At 69.0% G+C, this 20,812-nt stretch carries 21 protein-coding genes; 13 read left to right on the forward strand and 8 right to left on the reverse strand.

Annotated features, from left to right (window positions below; all coding sequences use genetic code 11):
* Window positions 1-21: 21 nt before the first annotated feature.
* Entirely contained in the window at window positions 22-1,197 is a 1,176-nt protein-coding gene (locus M9M90_RS05465) for an acetyl-CoA C-acyltransferase (protein ID WP_254836155.1), read from the reverse strand.
* Between the two features lie 153 nt (window positions 1,198-1,350).
* Here M9M90_RS05465 and M9M90_RS05470 point away from each other — a divergent pair, with 153 nt between their 5' ends.
* Window positions 1,351-2,334: a peptidyl-prolyl cis-trans isomerase gene (locus M9M90_RS05470; RefSeq protein ID WP_254836156.1), complete on the forward strand. Its 984-nt coding sequence runs from the start codon at window positions 1,351-1,353 to the stop codon at window positions 2,332-2,334.
* Window positions 2,331-3,797 carry a bifunctional glutamate N-acetyltransferase/amino-acid acetyltransferase ArgJ gene (gene argJ, locus M9M90_RS05475; protein ID WP_254836157.1) on the forward strand — a complete coding sequence of 489 codons (1,467 nt, stop codon included), beginning with the start codon at window positions 2,331-2,333 and terminating at the stop codon, window positions 3,795-3,797. Before M9M90_RS05470 ends, argJ begins: the two co-directional genes overlap by 4 nt.
* A 76-nt stretch (window positions 3,798-3,873) precedes the next feature.
* Here the strand turns inward: argJ and M9M90_RS05480 are convergent, their stop codons facing one another.
* The 3 genes from M9M90_RS05480 to M9M90_RS21185 all read right to left on the reverse strand — a co-directional run bounded on the left by M9M90_RS05480 (window position 3,874) and on the right by M9M90_RS21185 (window position 8,991).
* On the reverse strand, window positions 3,874-5,475 hold the full coding sequence (locus tag M9M90_RS05480) for a hypothetical protein (protein WP_254836158.1): 1,602 nt from the start codon (window positions 5,473-5,475) through the stop codon (window positions 3,874-3,876).
* Between the two features lie 227 nt (window positions 5,476-5,702).
* Window positions 5,703-7,163, reverse strand: a complete 1,461-nt coding sequence (locus tag M9M90_RS05485) for a DEAD/DEAH box helicase (RefSeq protein WP_254836159.1) — start codon at window positions 7,161-7,163, stop codon at window positions 5,703-5,705.
* A gap of 295 nt (window positions 7,164-7,458) precedes the next feature.
* Complete coding sequence (locus tag M9M90_RS21185) at window positions 7,459-8,991, reverse strand: M10 family metallopeptidase C-terminal domain-containing protein (protein ID WP_305885136.1); 1,533 nt, start codon at window positions 8,989-8,991, stop codon at window positions 7,459-7,461.
* Between the two features lie 326 nt (window positions 8,992-9,317).
* Here M9M90_RS21185 and mutT point away from each other — a divergent pair, with 326 nt between their 5' ends.
* The 3 genes from mutT to rsgA all read left to right on the forward strand — a co-directional run bounded on the left by mutT (window position 9,318) and on the right by rsgA (window position 11,159).
* Window positions 9,318-9,722, forward strand: a complete 405-nt coding sequence (gene mutT, locus M9M90_RS05500; protein WP_254836160.1) for an 8-oxo-dGTP diphosphatase MutT — start codon at window positions 9,318-9,320, stop codon at window positions 9,720-9,722.
* A gap of 35 nt (window positions 9,723-9,757) precedes the next feature.
* Complete coding sequence (locus M9M90_RS21130) at window positions 9,758-9,886, forward strand: hypothetical protein (RefSeq protein WP_256549234.1); 129 nt, start codon at window positions 9,758-9,760, stop codon at window positions 9,884-9,886.
* A gap of 193 nt (window positions 9,887-10,079) precedes the next feature.
* The gene (gene rsgA / locus M9M90_RS05505; RefSeq protein WP_254836161.1) at window positions 10,080-11,159 is read left to right on the forward strand and encodes a ribosome small subunit-dependent GTPase A; all 1,080 of its coding nucleotides are present in this window, start codon (window positions 10,080-10,082) and stop codon (window positions 11,157-11,159) included.
* Window positions 11,160-11,263: 104 nt separating this feature from the next.
* On the opposite strand, the gene M9M90_RS05510 is transcribed toward rsgA, so the two are convergent.
* Entirely contained in the window at window positions 11,264-12,718 is a 1,455-nt protein-coding gene (locus tag M9M90_RS05510) for a catalase (RefSeq protein ID WP_254836162.1), read from the reverse strand.
* Between the two features lie 93 nt (window positions 12,719-12,811).
* Between M9M90_RS05510 and M9M90_RS05515 the strand changes: the two genes are divergently transcribed.
* Window positions 12,812-13,681, forward strand: coding sequence for a hydrogen peroxide-inducible genes activator (locus M9M90_RS05515; protein ID WP_254836163.1), 870 nt, complete (start codon window positions 12,812-12,814; stop codon window positions 13,679-13,681).
* Window positions 13,678-14,553 (forward strand): kinase, encoded by an 876-nt coding sequence (locus tag M9M90_RS05520; RefSeq protein ID WP_254836164.1) that lies wholly within the window; start codon window positions 13,678-13,680, stop codon window positions 14,551-14,553. Before M9M90_RS05515 ends, M9M90_RS05520 begins: the two co-directional genes overlap by 4 nt.
* Here M9M90_RS05520 and M9M90_RS05525 read toward each other — a convergent pair.
* Window positions 14,550-14,924: a DUF4168 domain-containing protein gene (locus M9M90_RS05525; RefSeq protein WP_254836165.1), complete on the reverse strand. Its 375-nt coding sequence runs from the start codon at window positions 14,922-14,924 to the stop codon at window positions 14,550-14,552. The two genes, M9M90_RS05520 and M9M90_RS05525, sit on opposite strands and share 4 nt — an antisense overlap.
* A gap of 132 nt (window positions 14,925-15,056) precedes the next feature.
* On the reverse strand, window positions 15,057-16,295 hold the full coding sequence (locus M9M90_RS05530) for a serine hydrolase (RefSeq protein ID WP_254836166.1): 1,239 nt from the start codon (window positions 16,293-16,295) through the stop codon (window positions 15,057-15,059).
* Window positions 16,296-16,377: 82 nt separating this feature from the next.
* On the opposite strand from M9M90_RS05530, the gene M9M90_RS05535 reads away from it, so the two are divergent.
* Window positions 16,378-16,989 carry a TetR/AcrR family transcriptional regulator gene (locus M9M90_RS05535; protein WP_254836167.1) on the forward strand — a complete coding sequence of 204 codons (612 nt, stop codon included), beginning with the start codon at window positions 16,378-16,380 and terminating at the stop codon, window positions 16,987-16,989.
* Here the strand turns inward: M9M90_RS05535 and M9M90_RS05540 are convergent.
* Window positions 16,986-17,897 carry a methyltransferase domain-containing protein gene (locus tag M9M90_RS05540; RefSeq protein ID WP_254836168.1) on the reverse strand — a complete coding sequence of 304 codons (912 nt, stop codon included), beginning with the start codon at window positions 17,895-17,897 and terminating at the stop codon, window positions 16,986-16,988. The genes M9M90_RS05535 and M9M90_RS05540 overlap by 4 nt on opposite strands.
* Here M9M90_RS05540 and M9M90_RS05545 point away from each other — a divergent pair.
* The 5 genes from M9M90_RS05545 (at window position 17,897) to M9M90_RS05565 (ending at window position 20,812) form a co-directional block, all read left to right on the forward strand.
* Complete coding sequence (locus tag M9M90_RS05545) at window positions 17,897-18,676, forward strand: ComF family protein (RefSeq protein ID WP_254836169.1); 780 nt, start codon at window positions 17,897-17,899, stop codon at window positions 18,674-18,676. The genes M9M90_RS05540 and M9M90_RS05545 overlap by 1 nt on opposite strands.
* A 32-nt stretch (window positions 18,677-18,708) precedes the next feature.
* Entirely contained in the window at window positions 18,709-18,966 is a 258-nt protein-coding gene (grxC, locus tag M9M90_RS05550; RefSeq protein WP_254836170.1) for a glutaredoxin 3, read from the forward strand.
* Between the two features lie 38 nt (window positions 18,967-19,004).
* Entirely contained in the window at window positions 19,005-19,838 is an 834-nt protein-coding gene (locus M9M90_RS05555) for a carbon-nitrogen hydrolase family protein (RefSeq protein ID WP_254836171.1), read from the forward strand.
* Window positions 19,835-20,263 carry a DUF1178 family protein gene (locus tag M9M90_RS05560; protein ID WP_254836172.1) on the forward strand — a complete coding sequence of 143 codons (429 nt, stop codon included), beginning with the start codon at window positions 19,835-19,837 and terminating at the stop codon, window positions 20,261-20,263. The genes M9M90_RS05555 and M9M90_RS05560 overlap by 4 nt, the downstream gene beginning before the upstream one ends.
* Window positions 20,264-20,359: 96 nt before the next feature.
* Window positions 20,360-20,812, forward strand: a complete 453-nt coding sequence (locus tag M9M90_RS05565) for a CHRD domain-containing protein (protein WP_254836173.1) — start codon at window positions 20,360-20,362, stop codon at window positions 20,810-20,812.

Raw genomic sequence — 20,812 nt, forward strand, 5'->3', positions numbered from 1 at the left:
CGGTCCGACAATGTCGGTTGCTTAGTTATAGACCTCGAACAGGCCCGCGCCGCCCATGCCGCCGCCGATGCACATCGAGACCACGGCCCACTTGGCCTTGCGGCGCTGGCCTTCCTGCAGGACGTGGCCCGCCAGACGCGCGCCGGTCATGCCGAAGGGGTGGCCGATGGCGATGGAGCCGCCGTTGACGTTGTACTTCTCCGGGTCGATGCCCAGGAAGTCGCGGGCGTAGACGCACTGGCTGGCGAAGGCCTCGTTCAGCTCCCACAGGTCGATGTCGGAGATCTTCAGGCCGTGGCGCTCCAACAGGCGCGGAATGGCGAAGACCGGGCCGATGCCCATTTCGTCGGGCGCGCAACCGGCGACGGCCCAGCCCTTGAAGGCGCCGAGGGGTGAGAGACCGGCCTTCTCGGCGGCCTTGGAGTCCATCAGCACCACGGCGGCGGCGCCGTCGGAGAGCTGGCTGGCGTTGCCCGCGGTGATGAACTTGCCTTCGCCGCGCACGGGCTGGAGCTTCTGCAGGCCTTCCAGGGTGGTGTCGACGCGGTTGCACTCGTCGCGATCGACCACGTAGTCGACGACGCTTTCTTCCTTCGTCTCTTTGTTGACGACCTTCATCTTGGACTTCATCGGGACGATTTCGTTGGCGAACTTGCCGCCCTGCTGGGCCGCGGCCATGCGGCGCTGGCTTTCCAGGCTGTACTCGTCCTGGGCCTCGCGGCTGACCTTGTAGCGTTCGGCCACGATGTCGGCGGTATCGATCATCGGCATGAAGATGGCCGGATATTCCGAGACCAGGCGGGGATCGACATTGTCCTTGCCGGCGCCGCCGCCGGGAATGCTGATCGACTCAACCCCGCCGGCCACGACCACGTCGGCGCCGTCGTTGCGGATGTAGTTGGCCGCAGTCGAGATCGTGTTCAGGCCCGACGAGCAGAAGCGATTGATGGTGACGCCGGAGGTGGTGATCGGCAGGCCGGCCAGCAGGCCCACCTGACGGCCCAGGTTGCCCGCGCCGTGCGAGACGTTGCCCATGACCACGTCTTCGACCCTCGCCTTGTCGAGGCCGGAGCGCTCGACCGCGTGCTTCACCGCATGCGCGCCCATCGACATGGTCGGCGTCATGTTGAACCCGCCACGGCCGGACTTGGCCAAGCCCGTACGGGCATAAGAAACGATTACGGCTTCACGCGTCATGGAAATATCCTCCCTGAAAATATAGAGCCCCCGACGTTCGTCATGGGGTTTGGCGCCAATCTTGATCGGCGGCGACCTTTGCATCCCGGGCGCGAAATGGCTAGGGACGGGCGGGCCCTCCAGTCCGGTTTTTGCATTCGAGGTATGGTCCCCATGGCGCACCCGGCCTTCCGTCGTGTCCCGCACGCCCTTGGCGCCGTCGCGGTCATGCTGGTCGCCAGCATCATGCTGGCGGCCTGCACCAGCCAGACCGGGGCCGAGCGACCGCCGGAGCCCGGCGACGCGGCGGTGGCAAAGGTCGACGGCAAGACCGTGTGGACCTCCGACGTCAAGCGCGAGGCGGTCGCCCAGGGCCTGATCGGCGAGGGCGAGCCCCTGGACGCCTCCTCCGACCTGTTCCGCCGCGTGCTGGACGAGGTTGTCGACCAGAAGCTGCTGGCCACCGAGGCGCTGAAGCGCAAGCTGGACAAGGATCCGATCGCCCAGAAGCGGCTGGCCGCGGCGCGCGAGCGCATCCTGGGCGACATGCTGGTGGAGAGCGTGGTCTCCGACGCCGTCAACGACAACGCCATCCGCGGGCTCTACCAGGAGCAGCTGAAGCTGGCAAAGCAGTCGGAGGAGATCCGCGCCCGCCAGATCGTGGTGGCGACCCAGGTGGACGCCGAGGCGATCAAGAAGCTGCTGACCACCGGCGCCTCCTTCGAGGCTCTGGCCATGGAGCGCTCGACCGACGCGGCCACCCGCTTCAACGGCGGCGATCTCGGCTATTTCACCACCGACGTCATGCCCGAGGCCTATGAGGCCAATCTCAAGACCGCCAAGACCGGCGAGGTGGTCGGCCCCTTCGCGGTCGACGGCGGCTTCGCGGTGGTCAAGGTCGAGGACCGGCGGTTGGAGCAGCCGATCACGCTTGAGTCCGCCCGGCCGCAGATCGTCCGCTTCCTGACCTATGACCAGGTGCGTGACCTGCTCGAGAAACTGCGCAGCCGCGCCAAGATCCAGACCCTGATCCGCGCGCCGCAGGACGTGCCCGGCCAGCCCAAGGAGCCCGCCGACGCGCCCAAGGCCGCGCCCGCCGCCCCGGCTGCCGCGACGCCCGCCCCCAAGGCTCCTCCCGCCAAGGCCGCCGCGAAATGACCCGCAAGCCCGTGAGCAAGCCCGCCGCCGCCAAGACGGCCAAGAAGCCCCCCGCCGGCAAGGCGCGGGACGGCGCGTCCATCCCCGCCGAGGTGGTCGAGTCCATCGAACGCGCCCTGGATCCGCTGACCAGCGCCCTGAAGCGCGCGGCGCTGAAGCGGTCCGACAGGCAGGCCAGCCAGTTCACCGAGAAGAAGCCGACGGTCGAGCCCCCGGTCGCCAAAGGCGCCCTGCCGGTCTCGCCGCTTGCCGTGCCGTTCCCCAAGATCCCGCCGATCCCGGGGGTCCAGCTCGCCACCGGCCGGGCGGGGTTCTACAAGCACGACCGCGAGGACCTGCTGGTCATGAGGTTCGCGAAGGGCACGTCGGCGGCCGGGGTCTTCACCCGCCACGGCATCGGCTCGGCGCCGGTCGACTGGTGCAAGAAGCATCTGGAGATGACCAAGGGCGCCGATGTCCGCGCCCTGGTGGTCAACGCCGGCTGCGCCAACTCCTTCACCGGCAAGCCGGGCGCCGACGCCGTGCGCCGGGTGGCCTCGGCCGTGGCCAAGCGCTTCGACTGCCGCCAGCGCGACGTGATGGTGGCCTCCACCGGCGTGATCGGCGTGCTGCTGGACGACGGCAAGATCACCCATCGCCTGCCCGAGGTGGAAAGCCGGCTGATCGACGACGGCTGGGCCGGGGCGGCCAACGCCATCATGACCACCGACACCTTCCCCAAGGGCGCCTACGCCGAGGCGACGATCGACGGCGAGAAGGTGCGCATCGCGGGGATCTGTAAGGGATCAGGCATGATCGCGCCGGACATGGCGACCATGCTGGCCTTCGTGGCCACGGACGCGGCCATCTCGCCCACGGCGCTGCAGAACCTTGCCAGCCTCTACACGCGGACCACCTTCAACTGCGTGACCGTGGACGGCGACCGTTCGACCAACGACACCTTGCTGCTGTTCGCCACCGGCCAGTCCGGCGCCCCGAACATCGCCCGCGCGGGCGACAAGCGCCTGGCCGACTTCCGCGACAAGCTGGAGGCCGTTCTGCTTGACCTGGCCCTGCAGCTGGTCCGCGACGGGGAAGGGGCCTCCAAGTTCGTCAAGATCACCGTGACCGGCGCTGAGAGCCCGGCCTCGGCCCGCAAGATCGCCCGCACCATCGCCGAGAGCCCGCTCGTCAAGACCGCCTTCGCCGGCGAGGACGCCAACTGGGGCCGCATCGTCATGGCCGTGGGCCGGGCCGACGAGCCCATCGACCGCGACCGGGTCAGCGTGAAGTTCGGACCCATGGTCGCCGCCCAGGACGGGCTCATCTCGCCCACCTATGACGAGGCCAAGATGAGCGCCTACATGAAGAACCAGGAGCTGGAGGTCGCCGTCGACGTCGGCGTCGGCAAGGGCTCGGCCACCGTCTGGACCTGCGACCTGACCAAGCAGTACGTGGCCATCAACGGTGATTACCGCTCCTGACCGGCCGCGTTGGCCAGTGTGGAGTGAGCCCTGACCCGCCTCCCCCCCTGCCGGAGAAGGATGAGTTGGCTCGTCTCTATTTCTCGGTGATCTTGTAGATCGCGTTCTCGAGGTCGGAAGTCACATAGATCGCCCCGGATGGCCCGACGGCGATCCCACCCGCCAGGGGGAAGGGCTTGGTGACCAGGCCAAGCGGAAGGTCCTTCGCGACCACCTTTACGGCGCCGGTCCTGGGATCGATCGAGACCACCCGGCGGGCGCCGACCTCCAGCACCGCCAGGCGCCCATCCGGTCCCAGGGCCACGGCCTTGGGCAGGTTCAGGTCCTTGGCCACCAAGGTCTTGGCGCCGGTCGCCAGGTCGACGCGGGCGATGCGGCCGCCGGCGACCTCGGCCACATAGACCCCGCCGTCCGACCCCAGGGCCAGGCTGGCCGGCGCTGCCAGACCGCCCGCCAGGATCGTGCGCTGGTCGCCCCTGACCTTGATCAGATCGCCGCTGGCCAGTTCGGCCACCAGGATCGAGCCGTCGGCCAGTTCCAGGGCGTCGGAGGGCGACTTGAAACCGTGCAGCACCGAGAGCGCCTCGCCGGTGCGGCGGTCATAGACCAGCACCGCGCCCGTGGGCGCGCTGGCCAGCACCACGCGCTCGACGCCGACACTGACCCCGGTGGGATATTCCAGCTTGCTGCCCTTGGTGTGCACCCGGGCGATGTCGCGCACCGCCCCGCTCACGCCGTCGACTCCGCGGTAGGAGAAGACGTCGGCGACGAACAGGCTCTCCCTGCCGCCGTCGGTCGCCACGGCGATGTCGGCGGGGAAGGCCAGGGCGCCCTTCATGACCTGGCGCACCGCGCCGGTGGTCGGGTCGACGATCTGCAGGCCGTTGTCGGCCATGTTCGAGACGACGATCTGGTCGTTCGCGTCGATGGCGAAGTTGTCGAGGGCGGTGGAAAGCTGGGCGACCTTGGTCTTGGCCCCGGTCTTGATGTCGATCCGGATCAGCTCTCCCAGATGGGTGTCGATGGCGTAGAGATTGTCCTTGGAGTCGAACTTGGCCGCGGCCGGAGTGTCGAGACCGTCGGCCACCACGACCATGTCGCCGGTGTCGGGATTGATCTTCACCACCTGGCCCTTGAACCATAGCGGCCCGTAGAGCCAGCCGTCGGAGCCGGCGGCGAAGCTGTTGAAGCCGCCCATGCCTTCCCGGATCATCCGCCGCGGCGCCTTGCCGGCGGGATCGAGCTCCCACAGGGCGTCGCCGCCGAACACCTGGGCGGCGAACAGCCGCTTGCCGTCGCGGCTGAAGGTGATGGAGTTGACGCTGACCAGGTCCTTGGCCAGGACCTCGATCGGGCCCGAACCGCGCCGGCTGTAGACGATATTGTCGGAGATCGCGGTCCAGACAACCTGGTCGCCCGGCCCGAAGGCCATGTCGTCGGCCATGCCCTGCGGCGGTCCCACCAGGACCTTGGCCTTACCCGTGGCGAGATCGACGCTGTAGAGGCTCTGGCCGGCGACGCTGCCGGCATAGAGCTCGCCCTTGGGGCTGAAGCGCAGCCCATGCACCCCGTGGAAGTCGGAGCCCGGAACCAGCCGGGTCACCTTGGCGTCCTGCGCCGAGGCGGCGGTCGCCATGGCAAAGCCGGCCAGCAGCACCACGCCTTTGAGAAAGCCCATCCGTCTCGCCCCCGCCTTATCGTTGGGATCGAGCTTGGCCCTCAGCGCTGGGCGGAGCAAGTACGGCCGCCCGATGCTCCCCCCCTGGGGGAGCTGTCAGCGAAGCTGACTGAAGGGGACATTGACCCTCGCTTGCGGGCCTCCACCCCCTCCGTCACGTTGCCGAGGAGGGCGACGCGCCACCTCCCCCAGATCGCGCTGCGCGCTGGGGGAGGATCTGACTCGTCTTAGTCCAGCGGGGTCCAGCGCTTGGCCGGGGCGGAGCCGCCGTCGCGCTTGGGGCCCTTGAAGGCGGCTTGGCTGATGGGCGTGGTGGAGGCCCGCTCGCCGGTCTTGCGGACATTGTGCGGATGGCGGTCGCCATTGCCGCCGCCGCCCTGACCCTGGCGCTGGCCGCCGCCGTTGCTGGGGCGATTGCGCTGGGCGCGCAGGCCGCCCGGCAGGTCGCTGCGGCCCTGCGGCTTGCGCTGGCCGCGGTCGCCGTTGTTCTTGCGGCCGGCCTCGGCGCGCTCGGCGGCGACCTCCGGCATGGCCTGGGTCATGACGTGCAGGCCGCGGTCGTTGCGGCGGTCCTCGGCGGGGATGGTCTGGCGCGTGACCTTCTGGATGTCGCGCAGCAGGTTGCGTTCGTCGTCGGCGCAGAAGGCCACGGCCGTGCCGTCGGCGCCGGCCCGGGCCGTCCGCCCGATCCGGTGGACGTAGGACTCCGGCACGTTGGGCAGCTCGTACTGGACCACGTGGCTGACCGCGTCGATGTCGATGCCGCGGGCGGCGATGTCGGTGGCCACCAGGGCGCGGACCTCACCGGCCTTGAACGAGGCCAGCGAGCGTTCGCGCTGGCCCTGGCTCTTGTCGCCGTGAATGGCCGCGGCCTCGACGCCGGCGGCTTCCAGGGACTTGGCCACCCGGTCGGCGCCGCGCTTGGTGCGGGTGAAGACGATGACGCGCTTGAACTTGGGCTCGGCGAACAGTTCGCAGAGCAGGGCGCGCTTCCGCGCCGTCTCCACGAAGATCACCTTCTGCTTCACGCGCTCGACCGTGGTCGATTCCGGCGCCACGGCGACCTTGTGCGGGTTGGGGTTCAGCAGTTCGCCGGCCAGCTTGCCGATCTCGGTGGGCATGGTGGCGGAGAAGAACAGGTTCTGCCGGTCCTTCGGCAGGTACTTCACGATGCGGCGGATGGGCAGGATGAAGCCCATGTCCAGCATCTGGTCGGCCTCGTCGAGGACGAAGATCTCCACGCCGCCGAGCGTGATGGTCTTCTCGCCGAGGTGGTCGATCAGGCGGCCGGGGGTAGCCACCAGCACGTCGACGCCGCCGGCCAGCGCGCGCATCTGGCCGCCGTACTTCACGCCGCCGAACACCACGGCGACGGAGACGCCCATGTGCTTGCCGTAGGTCTTGAAGCTCTCGCCGATCTGGGTGGCGAGTTCGCGGGTGGGGGAGAGCACCAGCACGCGGCAGCCGCGGCGGGGCGCGGGCTTACGGTCGGCGGCGAGGCGATGCAGGATGGGAAGGGCGAAGGCGGCGGTCTTGCCGGTGCCGGTCTGGGCGATGCCCAGCAGGTCACGGCCGCTCATCACGCCCGGGATGGCTTGCGCCTGGATCGGGGTGGGAACCGTATAGCCTTCGTCGGCCAGGGCCTTCAGGAGGGATTTGTCCAGGCCGAGGTCGGTGAACTTGGTCAAAACGATATCTTTCACGTATGCGCCAATCGCGGCCTCTCGGCTTTGCCAAGGGTCGCGGGGTCGCGGGTCAGTTTGGGGAAAGCCCCCGCGTGGCGGGGCGATCTATGCGATCTCTTCAGGGTGCTCGACAGGCTAGGTTCGACTTAGAACCCATCACGCGACTGGAGCGCCGATAGCGCCGCGAATGTTGCGGTGCAGCGGGGAGATGGCGGCTGGCGACCGAAAAGTCAAGCTAAACCGCGAATTGGGGCTTTGGCGGGAGCGGCGTCGAAGCCGCTCCCGCCAGCCGGTTCGTCTAGGCGAAGATGAAGTCGTCGGCGTCCAGGCTGGCCGCCGAGACCCCGGTCAGGGTCACCGATCCGGTCCCAAGCGCGATGACGGCTTCGCCGCCCACCTCGCTGATGGACAGGGTGGCGAAGGTCAGGCCGGCCACCGAGCTCAGGTCGATGCGGTCGCCCGCGCCTGGGCCGCCTTCGAAGTCGGCGATCGTGTCATCGCCGCCGTTCGACGAAAGCACGAAGACGTCGTTCCCGCCATTGCCGGTCAGGACGTTGTCGGCCGAGTTGCCGACAATGGTGTCGGTTCCGCCGCCGCCCTTGGCGTTCTCGATGGTGGCGCCATAGGCGATGCTGATGTTGTCGTGCATTAGCGGGGGCTTGGTGGGATCCATGCCGGAGATCTTGATCCAGCTCTCGCCGCCGTTCACGCCCTCGACCCCGTTGTTGTAGATGTCGAAGAGCCGCTGGGTGCGGGCGGGGAGGCCCGCAGCCTCGTTGTTGGCGTTGATCTCGTCCAAGGTCAGGAAACGATCCGAGCCGCCGGCGCTGCTGAAGGAGCCGGGATTCAGGTCGATATAGGACGGGGTGTCGTAGCCCGACAGGTCGAGCGTGTCGTTGCCGCCGGCGTCCCAGATTGTGAACACCGGAGCGATCTCGTTCGGATTGATCTGGAAAGCCGTGCGGTTGTCTAGGTCGTCGCTCCAGTTGAAGCCGTAGGTCGTGTCGCCGGTCCGCGTGGTGGTGTCGACGCCGTAGAGCTTCTGGATGGCCAGGATGTCGTGGACGCCGGGCGTGGCGGAATAGGTGAACCGCATCAGCGACCAGTCGATGTGCTGGGCGCCGGTCTCGTAGGCGTCCCAGTAGGACATGACCGAGTACTGGCGGCTGTCCTGGTAATAGTCGGCCAGCTCGTAGCTCAGCGGCACGCCGTCGCCGGCGTCGTAATCGCCCGGATGGGACAGGCCGAGCGCGTGGCCGATCTCGTGGGTCAGGGTCTGCATGCCGTACCAGCCATCCAGCAGCTGGAAGCCGCTGACCGGACCGGGATTGATCCAGACGTCGCCCTGGAGGTGCTGGTACTGGGCGCCGTAGTTGGTCCCGTGGGGCAGATAGGCCCAGGCCTGTCCCGGGCCGCTGGTGGTCGAGGCGAAGGCCATGTCCCAGTTGCCCTGACCCTTGGCCTGTTCTTCGAACCGCAGCGGGATCAGGTCGTCCCAATAGTTCAGCGCCTCGCGGGTGCCTTCCTGCTGGGCCGCGGTCATCGGCGAGTATTCGTACTTCTCGGCCGCGCCGTGGGGATTGTTGTACTGGCCGATCGTCGTCGGGCCTTTGTAGAACCCATAGGTCAGGACGCCGTCGGCGGTCTCCTTGACGGACCAATCGAACCCAGAACGGGTGATCTGGTCGGCGACCTGTTGGGGTGTGAAGATCGGCAGGTCGCGGAGAGTGCCTCCAGCCAGCGGATCGGCGGAGGCTTCATAGCGCAGGTCGGTTTCGGCCGGGTGTCCCCGTTCCAGGGTAAGCGCAACATCGGGCGTTGGTTTTGCCATTTTTACTGTCCCATTATAACTCTTGGAGACCGATCAGCAATCGAGGGGCAAGTTCTTACAGTGCATGCAAGTTGTATTGTTACGAACTGTTAGGTTCATCGCCCCATAGTTAAGCTAAACCGCTCGCGGTTGCAGACCGTCGGTGATTCATCAGCGCACGGCTATTAAATTCCGGCAAGATCGTTCGCCTAATTTTTCGGAAGGTGATCCGAGATTGCGTCGGCCGGGGGTTTTCGGGGGAGGCTCACCTCGACCGTGGAGCCCTTCGGCCGCCCGGATTCGGCCTCGTCGGTTGCATTTCGCGCGCGAGGCGGCGAGGAAACGGCATGGCCAAACCCATGCTGTTCGTCGCCGCCGCCGCCCTCGTGGACTCCGAGGGCCGGGTGCTGATCTGTCAGAGGCCGCAGGGCAAGCAGCTTGCCGGCCTTTGGGAGTTTCCGGGCGGCAAGGTCGAGCCCGGCGAGACCCCCGAGGAATGCCTGATCCGCGAGCTGGACGAGGAACTGGGCATCAAGGTCACCCACGCCTGCCTGGCGCCCTTCGTATTCGCCAGCCACGGTTACGAAAGCTTTCACCTGATGATGCCACTCTACCTCGTCCGTCGCTGGGAAGGCTTTGTGACGGCCAAGGAACACGAGGCCGTCGCATGGGTGAAACCCGCGAAACTCGCCGACTATCCGATGCCGCCGGCCGACGCGCCCCTGGTGGCCTGGTTGCGCGACCTGATCTGAAGTCCCTGCTCAGCGACACCGGCGGCGCCACCCTGGTGATCTATGCGGTGGTGGCGGGCCTGGTCTCCATGGGCGCGCTCAGCGCTTTCGGGTCCTATGAGGGCGAGATCGCCGACGTGGCGCTCACCGTCTCGGACGCGGCGCGCGCCTTCTTCGGCGGCTAGGCCGACCGGGCGTTTCCTTGACGCCCGCGCCGACCGCGCCTAGCCTCCATCCGTCCAAATGACCGGAAAGGAGGGGTTTCGACATGAGTGTCTTCGTCCGCGCCCCTCGCCGCGCCGCCCAGAGGCCTGCCTGACATTTCGGGCTCCGCCGGCGGTCGCCTGACCAGGCTTTCCGATCCAAGGATGTCCAGCATTGCTCGACACTTACGGCTGGAGCGACGCCCTCCAGCGACTCTTTCATGAACACGCCGCCCGGGGACTGATCCCGGCCCGCGTCACCGTCCAACAGCGCGGCCACTACGGTCTCGTCATCGAAACCGGCGAAGTCGTCGGCGAACTGTCCGGCCGCTTCCACTTCGAGGCGGAGGCGACGGGCTATCCCGTGGCGGGCGACTGGGTGGCCGTCACCCCGCCAGCCGACGAGGGCCCGGTGATGATCCAGGCACTGCTGCCGCGCTCCACCAGCTTCGTCCGCCGGGAAGCCAATGGCGGGCGGGCCCAGGTGGTGGCCGCCAATATCGACCTGGCCCTGCTGGTCGCCTCGCTCAACGCCGACCTCAATCCGCGGCGGATCGAGCGCTATCTCGCCACCGCTTGGGAGAGCGGCGCCCGGCCGGTGGTGGTTCTCACCAAGGCCGACACCTGCGAGGATCCCGCGCCGCTGATCGAGGAAATCAAGGCCATCGCCCACGGGGTCGAGGTCCACGTTGTCTCGGCGGTGACCGGGGAGGGCATGGCCGACCTGGCCGCGCTGCTGAAGCCGGGCGAGACCGCCGTGCTGCTGGGCTCTTCCGGGGTCGGCAAGTCGACCCTGGTCAATGCGCTGGCGGGCCGGGAGCTGATGCACACCAGGGAGATCCGGGAGGACGACGCGCGCGGCCGCCACACCACCACCCATCGCGAACTGGTCCTGTTGCCCAGCGGGGCCCTGGTGCTGGACACGCCCGGCATGCGCGAGCTGGGCCTCTGGAACGCCGACACGGGACTGGCGGCCACCTTCGGAGACCTTGAAACGGAGGTCGAGGCGCTCGCGGCGCACTGCAGGTTCCGCGACTGCGGGCACGGCGCCGAGCCGGGCTGCGCCGTCCGCGCGGCCCTGGAAAGCGGTGAACTCGACGCGGAGCGCTGGGAGGCCTACGGCAAGCTGCAGCGCGAACTCGCCCACCTGGACCGCAAGGAGAGCCCGGCCGCCGCCTCCCAGGCCCGCAAGGTCTGGATCCAGCGCGAGAAGGCGATGCGCCAGCGGGCGAAACACCGGGAGACGGACGAATAGACTCCCGGCGGCCTAGTGCGATGCGTCAGGCCCTGCTGCACCTGATCGGCGAATAGCAGAAGGCCCGCGGCGTTGGGAGTACGCCGCGGGCCCCTCCCGCCGGGCTATTCCGCGGCGATGGCGCCTTCCGACAGCCCCAGCCGCTGGGCGACGCCCGCCCCATATGCGGGATCGGCGCGGCGGAAGTGCTCGACCTGGCGGCGCTGGATCGCCTCGGGGACCGGAGCCATGGCGCCGGCGATATTGTCCATCAGCAGCGCCTGCTGTTCCGGGTTCATCAGGCGGAACAGGTTCCCGGGCTGGGTGTAGTCGTCATTGCCGGTCCGATGGTTGAACCGGTCGGCGTCGCCCGCGATCCGCAGCGGCGGCTCGGCCACGCTCGGGTCCTCCTTCGGCCCGCCGAACGAGTTGGGCTCGTAGTAGGCGTCGGTGCGGGGCGGGGCGTCGAAGCGCATGGCGCCGTCCATGTGGTAGTGGGCCACCGGCGACTTCGGGCGGTTCACCGGCAGGGCTTCGTAGTGGGTGCCGATCCGGTAGCGGTGGGCGTCGGCATAGGCGAAAAGACGGCCCTGCAGCACCTTGTCCGGCGAGAAGCCGATGCCCGGCACGATGTTGGACGGACTGAACGAGGCCTGCTCCACCTCGGCGAAATAGTTGTCCGGATTGCGGTTCAGCTCCAGGACCCCGACCTCGATCAGCGGGAAGTCCGCGTGCGGCCAGACCTTGGTCAGGTCGAACGGGTCGTAGGGGGTGAGCTCGGCCTCCGCCTCGGTCATGATCTGCACGCAGACCCGCCAGCGCGGGAAGTCGCCGGCCTCGATGGCCTCGAACAGGTCGCGCTGGGCGCTCTCGCGGTCGGCGGCGATGGTGGCGGCGGCCTGGTCGTTGGCCAGGTTGCGGATTCCGGCCAGGTTCTTGAAGTGGAACTTCACCCAGTGGCGCTCACCGGCGGCATTGAGGAACGAATAGGTGTGGCTGCCGAAGCCGTGCATGAACCGGTAGCCGTCCGGCTGTCCGCGATCGGAGAACAGGATCGTGACCTGGTGCAGGCTCTCCGGCGACAGGCTCCAGAAGTCCCACATGGCGGTCGGCGAGCGCAGGTTCGAGACCGGATGGCGCTTCTGGGTGCGAATGAAGTCGGGGAACTTCATCGGGTCGCGGATGAAGAAGACCGGCGTGTTGTTGCCCACCAGGTCCCAGTTGCCCTCCTCGGAGTAGAACTTCAGCGCGAAGCCGCGCACGTCGCGCTCGGCGTCGGCCGCGCCGCGCTCGCCGGCCACGGTGGAGAAGCGCAGCAGCACCTCGGTCTCCTTGCCGACCGCGCCGAACAGCCTGGCCTTGGAAAAGTGGCTGATGTCCTGCGTGACCCGGAAGGTCCCGTAGGCGGCCGAGCCCTTGGCGTGGACCACCCGTTCGGGAATGCGCTCGCGGTTCTGGTGCGCCAGCTTTTCCATCAGCTGGTAGTCCTGCATCAGGAGCGGGCCGCGCGGCCCGGCGCTGAGCGAGTTCTGGTTGTCGGGAACCGGGGCCCCCGCGGTGGTGGTCAGTCGCTCAGTCATGGTTTTCCTCCTGAAGTGGAGGCCAGGGTCTGCCTCGCGCGTCATCAGGTCCAATCAGTTCACAGACGCCAGTGATCAGGTTAGCTTATCGCCATGCCGACCTTGAGACAGCTCCGCTACCTCGCCGCCCTGGCCGAACACGGCCACTTCGGGCGGGCCGCCGCCGCCTGCCACGTGACCCAGCCGGCGCTTTCCATGCAGATCAAGGAATTGGAGGCCGAGCTCGACCTGCCCCTGGTCGAGCGGGGTCGGACCGGCGCCGTCCTCACGGAGGAAGGGGTCGAACTGGCGCAGCGGGCCCGGGCGCTCAACGCCGGGGTCAAGGACTTGGAGGACTTCGCCCGCGAACGGCGCGGCGACCGCGCCCAGCGCCTGGCGCTGGGGATCATCCCCTCCGTGGCGCCCTATCTGCTGCCGCGCCTGCTGCCGCTCCTGCAGGCCGCCATGCCTGGCCTGGACCTCAAGGTCCGCGAGACCCAGACGGCTGTGCTGATGGCCGAGCTGGCGGGCGGCGAACTGGACGCGGTGATCGCCGCCCTGCCGCTGGCCGGCGACGGGATCGAGGCCGTGGCCCTGTTCGAGGACGCCTTCCTGTTGGCCAGCCCCGCCGACGATCCGGTCGCGGCGGCATCGCCACGCGACCTGCCGCCCGATCGCCTGCTGCTGCTGGAGGAAGGCCACTGCCTGCGTGACCAGGCCCTGGGCGCCTGCGAGATCAGCGACCTGTCGACCTTCGGGGCCACGTCGCTCACCACCTTGGTTCAGCTGGTGGCCCACGGCCAGGGGGTGACCCTGCTGCCGGCCATGGCGGCCGACGCCCTGGCCGATCCGCGCATCGTCCTGGCGCGGTTCTCCGATCCGCAGCCCAGCCGCACCATCGCGCTCGCCTGGCGCACCGCCTCGCCGCGCAGGCGCCAGCTCAAGGACCTGGCCGCCCGCATCGCCGAGCAGGCCGCCAGGTGAGCGACTGGCTGGCCGATTTCATCGCGGCGGAATCCCTGCCCTCGGAGTTCGCCCCGACAGCGCGGGCCATCTGCATCCCACTGGCCGAGGCGATCGCCGCCCGAGCCCGGGTGGAGCCAGGCTTGGTCGTCGGGATCTGCGGCGCCCAGGCCATCGGCAAGTCGGCCCTGGCCGCGGTGACCCGGCGCCTGCTGGAGGATAGCGGCCTGAAGGTCGCCCTGTTTTCGCTGGACGACCTCTACCTGACCCATGCTGAGCGGCAGGCCCTGGCCCGCGACGTCCATCCGCTGCTCGCCACGCGCGGCGTTCCCGGCACCCACGACATGGCCCTGGGCCTCGCCCTGATCGAGGCCCTGCGGCGTCCCGGCGAGGTCGCGCTGCCGGCCTTCGACAAGGCCCGCGACGACCGGCGGCCCCGTGCCGACTGGCCGCGCTTCGAAGGCCCGGCCGACGTGATCCTGTTCGAAGGCTGGTGCGTCGGCGCGCGGCCGCAGAACGTCGGGGCCCTGGCCACGCCGGTCAATGACCTGGAGCGGACGCGTGACCCGGACGGGACGTGGCGGGGCTTCGCCAACGCCGCCCTGGCGGGTCCCTACCAGAACCTCTTCGGCCGCATCGGCCTGCAGGTCCTGCTGCGAGCGCCAGGATTCGAGGTGGTGCTGGAGTGGCGCCGCGAGCAGGAGCGCAGGCTACGCGCGCGCCTGGCCCGCGAGGGCGGAGACGCCGCCCGGACGATGAGCGACGACCAGGTCGCCGATTTCATCGCCCACTATGAGCGGCTGACCCGCTGGATCCTGGAAGAAATGCCGGGGCGGGCGGACATCGTCATCGAACTGGACGCCGCGCGGCGTCCGTCCGCCCCGAAGTCCTAGGCCGCCGGCTGGGCGTTCAGCACTTCGGTCAGGTGCTGGCGCAGGGCCGGATCCTTCTGAACCGCGGCGGAGATCTCATTGTACTTCGCCGGCGTCAGGCCGCTGGCCTGCACCGCGGCGCTCATCTTGGCGATCATTTCGCGCTGGACGGAGATCTTGGTGGGGCCGTCGGCGCCCGTCATCTTGGGGCTGAACTCGGCATTGATCTTGGAGACCTCGGTCATGGCTCCGCCGAACGCCTTCAGCTCGTCGTCCGTGAAGCCGCCGGCGGCGGGGGCGGCGGCGGGCGCCGGGGCGGGCGTCTGGGCCTGGGCGACGGAAGCGCAGGCCAGCGCCGCGAAGAGGCCGGCGGCCATGATGGAAGTCCGCATCGATCAATGCTCCTGGGTTGGGGTCGGCGTGGATAAAACCCGGCCGCGGTCAAAATGCGACCCGAATGTGGTCCCGATCCGTGACAGTGCGGCGAATAGCCCAGCTCTTAGGCAGGGCGCCGGGGCCGAACCTCAAGCTTCGAGGGACATCCCCGACGCCAGGGCGTGGAACTCCGTGATCGCGCCATAGACCCCGAGCCCGATCCCCTGGGCGAGCTGCTCCAGTTCGAAGATGTTGTGCGCCAGGAAGATCATCACCGAGCCGTCGGTGGGATCGGCCTGCCACCAGCCGCCATAGGCGCCGGGCCAGCCCACCGTGCCGACGCCGCCCTTGCAGCGGGTCACCGCTGCGTTGTCGGGGTCCATAACGACGGCCACGCCCCCCAGCCCGAACCCGTGGGCGGTGAAGAGCGGCAGGCCGAAGTTCTCGGCCCTGGCGCGCTGCTGCTCGGTCAGGCGGTTGGCGGTCATCAGGGCCAGGGTCTCCGGCGCCACCAGCCGCACCCCGTCCACCGCGCCCTGGCCGACGAACATCCGCGCGAAGGCGAGATAGTCGTCCAGGGTCGACCAAAGGCCCCCGCCGCCGGAGACATTCGCCATGTCGACGGGGCGCTCGGCCAGCAAGGCGCCGGCGTCCTTGGTCCCCAGCGGGCGAGGGAACAGGCGCCCGGCCGCGTCGAAGCCGTACATCTGTGCGCGCCGCTGGCGCTTCTCGGCCGGGACGGTGAAGCCAGTGTCCTTCATGCCCAGGGGCGTGAAGATCCGGCGCTGGAGCACCTCGTTCAGCGGCGCGCCCTCGATGCGGGCGATCAGCAGGCCGAGCAGGTGGGTGGAGTGGCCATAGTGGAAGCCCGCGCCGGGCTGGTCGATCAGAGGCAGGGCGGCCAGGGCGGCGATCCAGTCGTCGGGCGCCAGATGGCTGTCGATGTCGCTGCCGAGCGCGGCGAAGTAGGCCTTGGCGATCGGGCCGGCGTGGAAGTCGCCATAGGTCACGCCCGAGCGATGGGTCAGCAGGTCTTCGAAGGTGATCTCGCGTTCCGCCGGATCGGTCTCGTCCAGCGGTCCGTCGGGCGCGCGCAGGACGCGCATCGCGGCGAACTCCGGCGCCCAGCGGGAGATGGGGTCGTCCAGGTCGAAGGCGCCTTCCTCGAACAGCATCATCGCCGCCGTCGAGGTGATCGGCTTGGTCATCGAGGCGATGCGGAAGATCGCGTCGCGTTCGAGCAGCTCCGCCGCCTCCATGTCCCGCCAGCCGACCGCGGCGGTCTGGACCACCTTGCCGCCGCGCCACACCAGCGTCGCGGCCCCGGCCAGCTGGTCGGCGTCCACATAGGCCTCGAGGGCGGCCGCGATCGGGTCTTTCGCACTCATCTCGGCCCCACATATCCCAGAAGATAGGTGAATTATAAAATAGCCTTCCTATAAAATTGGCAATGGCCTAGTTTTCGATTCGATGACCACCGACGCCACAGGCGAGACGGCCCGGGGACGGCCCAAGGGCGACAAGCGCGCCCGCACCCGCGCCAAGCTCATCGACGCCGCCCGCGACCTGACCCGGGAAAAAGGCTTCGAGCGCACGACCCTGGAGGATGTGGCGCTGCGGGCCGGCATGACCACCGGGGCGATCTACGGCAACTTCAAGAACCGCGATGAGCTGTTCATGGCCACGGCCGAGCGGCAGTGGGCGCCCATCCGGCCGGCCTACAGGCCCGGCTTCAGTTTCGCCGAACTGATGGCCGCCATGGCCGAGGCGGTCATAGCGGCCCTTCCCGAGCGGCGAGTGGCGGCGCCTGGGGCGCTGCGGTTCCGGGCCTACGCCCTGAACCATGAGGAGGTCCGGGTCCAGTTCCGCGACGCCATGGCCAAGGGCTACGACTCCGGCGCCGGCTGGCTGAGGACCGTATTCGACGAAACCGAGCTGCCGATGCCGGCGGACACCCTGGTCCGGGTGATCAACGCCATGACCGAGGGCCTGCTGTTCCAGCGGTTCCTGACCCCGGAGCTCGTCCCTGACGAGGTGATCCACGCCGCCTTCTCCGCGCTGGCGGGCGAGCGGACCGCCTAGTCGTCGTCGCGGGGCAGGGGGTTCTCAACCACGCCCAGGGCGTCGGCCAGGCGCATCTTGGCCGAGCCGGGCTTCAGCGGCTTCTGCTGGCTGGGATCGGGCGACCAGCCTGTCAGGGTGAGTATCTCGAAGGTGGCCGGGATCCGGCCGTCCGGCTCGGCGAAGCGCGCCACATAGAGCTCGAAGGCCCGCGCCAGCACCCCTCGGGTCAGCGGCTTGGGATGGCGTTCGGCCAGCACGCTGGTCTCGCCCATGGCCCGCAGATCGGCCAGCAGCTTCAGCGGATGGGCGTAGCGGACGATGACCCGGTCGACATCGGCCACCGGCAGGGCGAAGCCGGCGCGCTGCAGGAGACCCGCGGCGTCATAGGCGTCGGCGAAGGGCGAGACGCGGGGGCCGGCCCCGCCGGTCAGCTCAGCCTCGGCGTCGAGCAGCGAGCGCCGCAGCTCGGTGAGCGTCGCCCCGCCCAGCATCGAGCCGATGAACAGGCCGTCCGGCTTCAGCGCCCGGCGGATCTGGATCAGGGCGCCGACCACGTCATTGGTCCAGTGCAGGGCGAGCGTCGAGACCACCAGGTCGAGACTGCCGAAGGCGAAGGGCAGGCGCTCCTCGTCCGCCACCAGCCGGAGGCCTGGGCGGCCGGCCAGCATCTTCGCCGACAGGTCGGCCTCGATCAGCAGACCCACGCGCGCCTGGGCGTCGCTCTGCGCTAGGGCCTCGCGGAAGGCGCCTGTCCTCGACCCTAGGTCGACGGCGCGCGGGAACTCGCGCATGATCGCCTCGAGACGGACCACGGCGTCCTCGGCGGCCCGGCGCTTCAGGAAGTCGGCGCCGCGATAAACCGCAGCGGCGCGATCGAGGCGGGTGCGCAGCAGGGCGCGGTCGAAGAGGCGGGGCGGAACGGACATTGTTTCCGAAAGATGATGACGCGGTGGGCCGATGGAAACCGGGCCTGGAGGCCGCGGTTCGTACCGCGCTGGACCTCATTTTCCCACCGCAATCCCTCGACGCCGGTCCTCTGCCGCAGTCGCCGGGCTTTTCGGCCGAGGCCTGGAGCCGGATCAGTTTCATCGACGGGCCGCTGTGTGACGGCTGCGGCACGCCGTTCGAGTACGACCAGGGGGAGGGTGTGCGCTGCGCGGACTGCCAGGCCAAGCCCAGGGCCTTCGGTCGGGCCCGCGCCGCTTGCCTATATGACGACGCCTCACGCGGCCCGATCCTGCAGCTGAAGCACGCCGACCGCACGGACCTCGCGCCGCTGTTCGCCCGCTGGCTGTCGCGGGCGGCCCGCGACCTGCTCGCCGAGGCCGACGCCATCGCCCCGGTGCCGCTGCATCCAAGCCGCCTGCTGGGCCGGCGCTACAACCAGGCCGCCGAAGTCGCCCGACCGCTCAGCCGCCTTGCGGGCGTGGCCTATCTCCCCGACGCCCTGGTGCGGCTGCGGGCCACGGGGACCCAGGGCGGCAAGTCCGGTTCCGGCCGGCGGCGCAACGTGGCCGCGGCCTTCGGTGTGCCGGCGCGCCGCGCGGCCCAGGTGGCGGGCAAGCGCATCCTGCTCATTGATGACGTCATGACCACGGGCGCCACTTTGGAAGGCTGTTCGCGCGCCCTGCTGGCCGCGGGAGCCGCCTGCGTCGATGTGACGGTCATCGCGAGGGTGAAAGAATCCGCGAACCGCCCCATATGAAGCTCTTAGGATTCTGCTGCGTTCATTGAGCCATGGCCCAGATCACCATCTACACGAAGCCCTACTGCCCCTACTGCATCCGCGCGGTTTCGCTGCTGGAGAAGAAGGGCGCGCCCTTCACGGAGATCGAGGCCGCCTTCGATCCCGCCAAGCGCCAGGAGATGATCCAGCGTTCGGGTGGTCGGGCGACCTTCCCGCAGATCTTCATCAATGAGCGTCACATCGGCGGCTGCGACGACATGATGGCCCTCGAATACGACGGTAAGCTGGACGCGCTCCTCGCCGCCTGAGCTTGAGCCGGGCGCGCGTCTGACCTAACGCTCACGGCATGAGCCTTCGCGTCGGACTGATCCAGACCCGCACACCCGCCACCCACGCCGCGGCGCTGGCCCATGTGGCGCCTCTTGTGCGCGAGGCCGCCGCCCAGGGCGCGACCTTCGTCGCCACCCCCGAGGGGACGAATATTCTCCAGCGGGACAAGGCGGCCCTGCTGCCCCAGCTCACCGCGTTGGAAGACGATCCCGTGGTGCGGGGCCTGCAGGCTCTTGCAAACGAACTTTCGATAGGTGTGTTGATCGGTTCGGCCCTGGTCAAACGCGAGGACGGCAAGGCGGCCAACCGATCGGCGCTGATTTCACCGCGCGGTGAAATCACTGCGACATATGACAAAATCCATATGTTTGATGTTGATTTGCCCACCGGCGAGACGGCGCGGGAGAGCGCGGTCTACGAGCCCGGCGACCGGGCGGTGGCGGTGCAGGCCGCCGAGATGAAGCTCGGTCTGACCATCTGCTACGATGTCCGCTTCCCGGCCCTCTACCGGGCCCTGGCCCTGGCCGGCGCCGAGGTGATCGTCACCCCGGCGGCCTTCACCCGGCCGACCGGCGAGGCCCACTGGGAGATCCTGCTGCGCGCCCGGGCCATCGAGACCGGCAGCTTCGTCCTGGCCCCGGCTCAGGGCGGCTTCCACGAGGACGGCCGCGGCACCTACGGCCGGACCATCGCCATCGGCCCGTGGGGCGAGGTGCACGGCAAGCTGGATCACGACGAGCCCGGAGTCCTGGTGGTCGACCTGGACCTGGCCGCCGTGGGCAAGGCCCGTGCGGCGATCCCGGCGCTCGCCAATGCGATGGCCTTCGAAGCCCCCATATCTATTCCATGATCCGCTACGCCCTGGCCTGCGCGGCCGCCCATGAGTTCGAGGGCTGGTTCGGGTCGTCGGAGGCCTTCGACGATCAGCTGGCCCGCGGCTTGGTGGCCTGCCCGGTCTGCGACTCCAAGGCGGTGGTCAAGCAGATCATGGCCCCCAACCTGGCCGGCACGAAGCGCAACACGCCCGACCTGCCGGCGCCGATGCGCTCCATGGTGATGGAGGCCATGGGCCAGGTGCGCCGCCACGTGGAGGAGAACTTCGACTATATGGGCGACGCCTTCGCCGGGGAGGCCCGCGCCATCCACGAGGGGCGCTCGGAGGACCGCGGCATCTACGGCGAGGCCACGCCCGCCGAGGTCAAGGCGCTCACCGAGGACGGTGTGAGGATCGCCCCCCTGCCGCCCGCAGCTCCGAAGAAATCCGAGATGAACTGAGGTCGCGGCTGCTCCCGATGAACGAGGCGGGCCGCGGAACGTTGTCGACAGCACGACAATCCAGACGCCACGAGCGTCCAGCCTGGGAGGTTTACTATGCGTGCTTCACGACTCTCGAATGTTCTGCCCGCCCTGACCATCGGCGCCGCGCTTGCAATCGTCGGAGGCCCCTCCGCCTTTGCACAGGAGGGGGGCCGTCCCATCAGCGTCGCGCTGACCGGTGCGGCGGAAGCTCCGACACCCGGCGATCCGGACGGTTCGGGCACGGCCACCCTGCGGATCAATCCCGGCCAGCAGCAGGTCTGCTACGAGCTCAGCGTCACCGGGATCGCGGCGGCCACGGCGGCCCACATTCATAAAGCCCCGGTTGGCGCGGCCGGACCGGTTGTGGTCGCACTGACGGCTCCGACGCCGGGCTCGTCGAAGGGCTGCGCCGAGGTCACCCGGCAACTGGCGCTCGAGATCCTGAAGACCCCGGCGGACTACTATGTGAACGTTCACAATGCCGCATTCCCTGGCGGCGCCGTGCGGGGTCAGCTCTCGAAGTAA

Source organism: Phenylobacterium sp. LH3H17 (genome assembly GCF_024298925.1).
Taxonomy (GTDB): domain Bacteria; phylum Pseudomonadota; class Alphaproteobacteria; order Caulobacterales; family Caulobacteraceae; genus Phenylobacterium.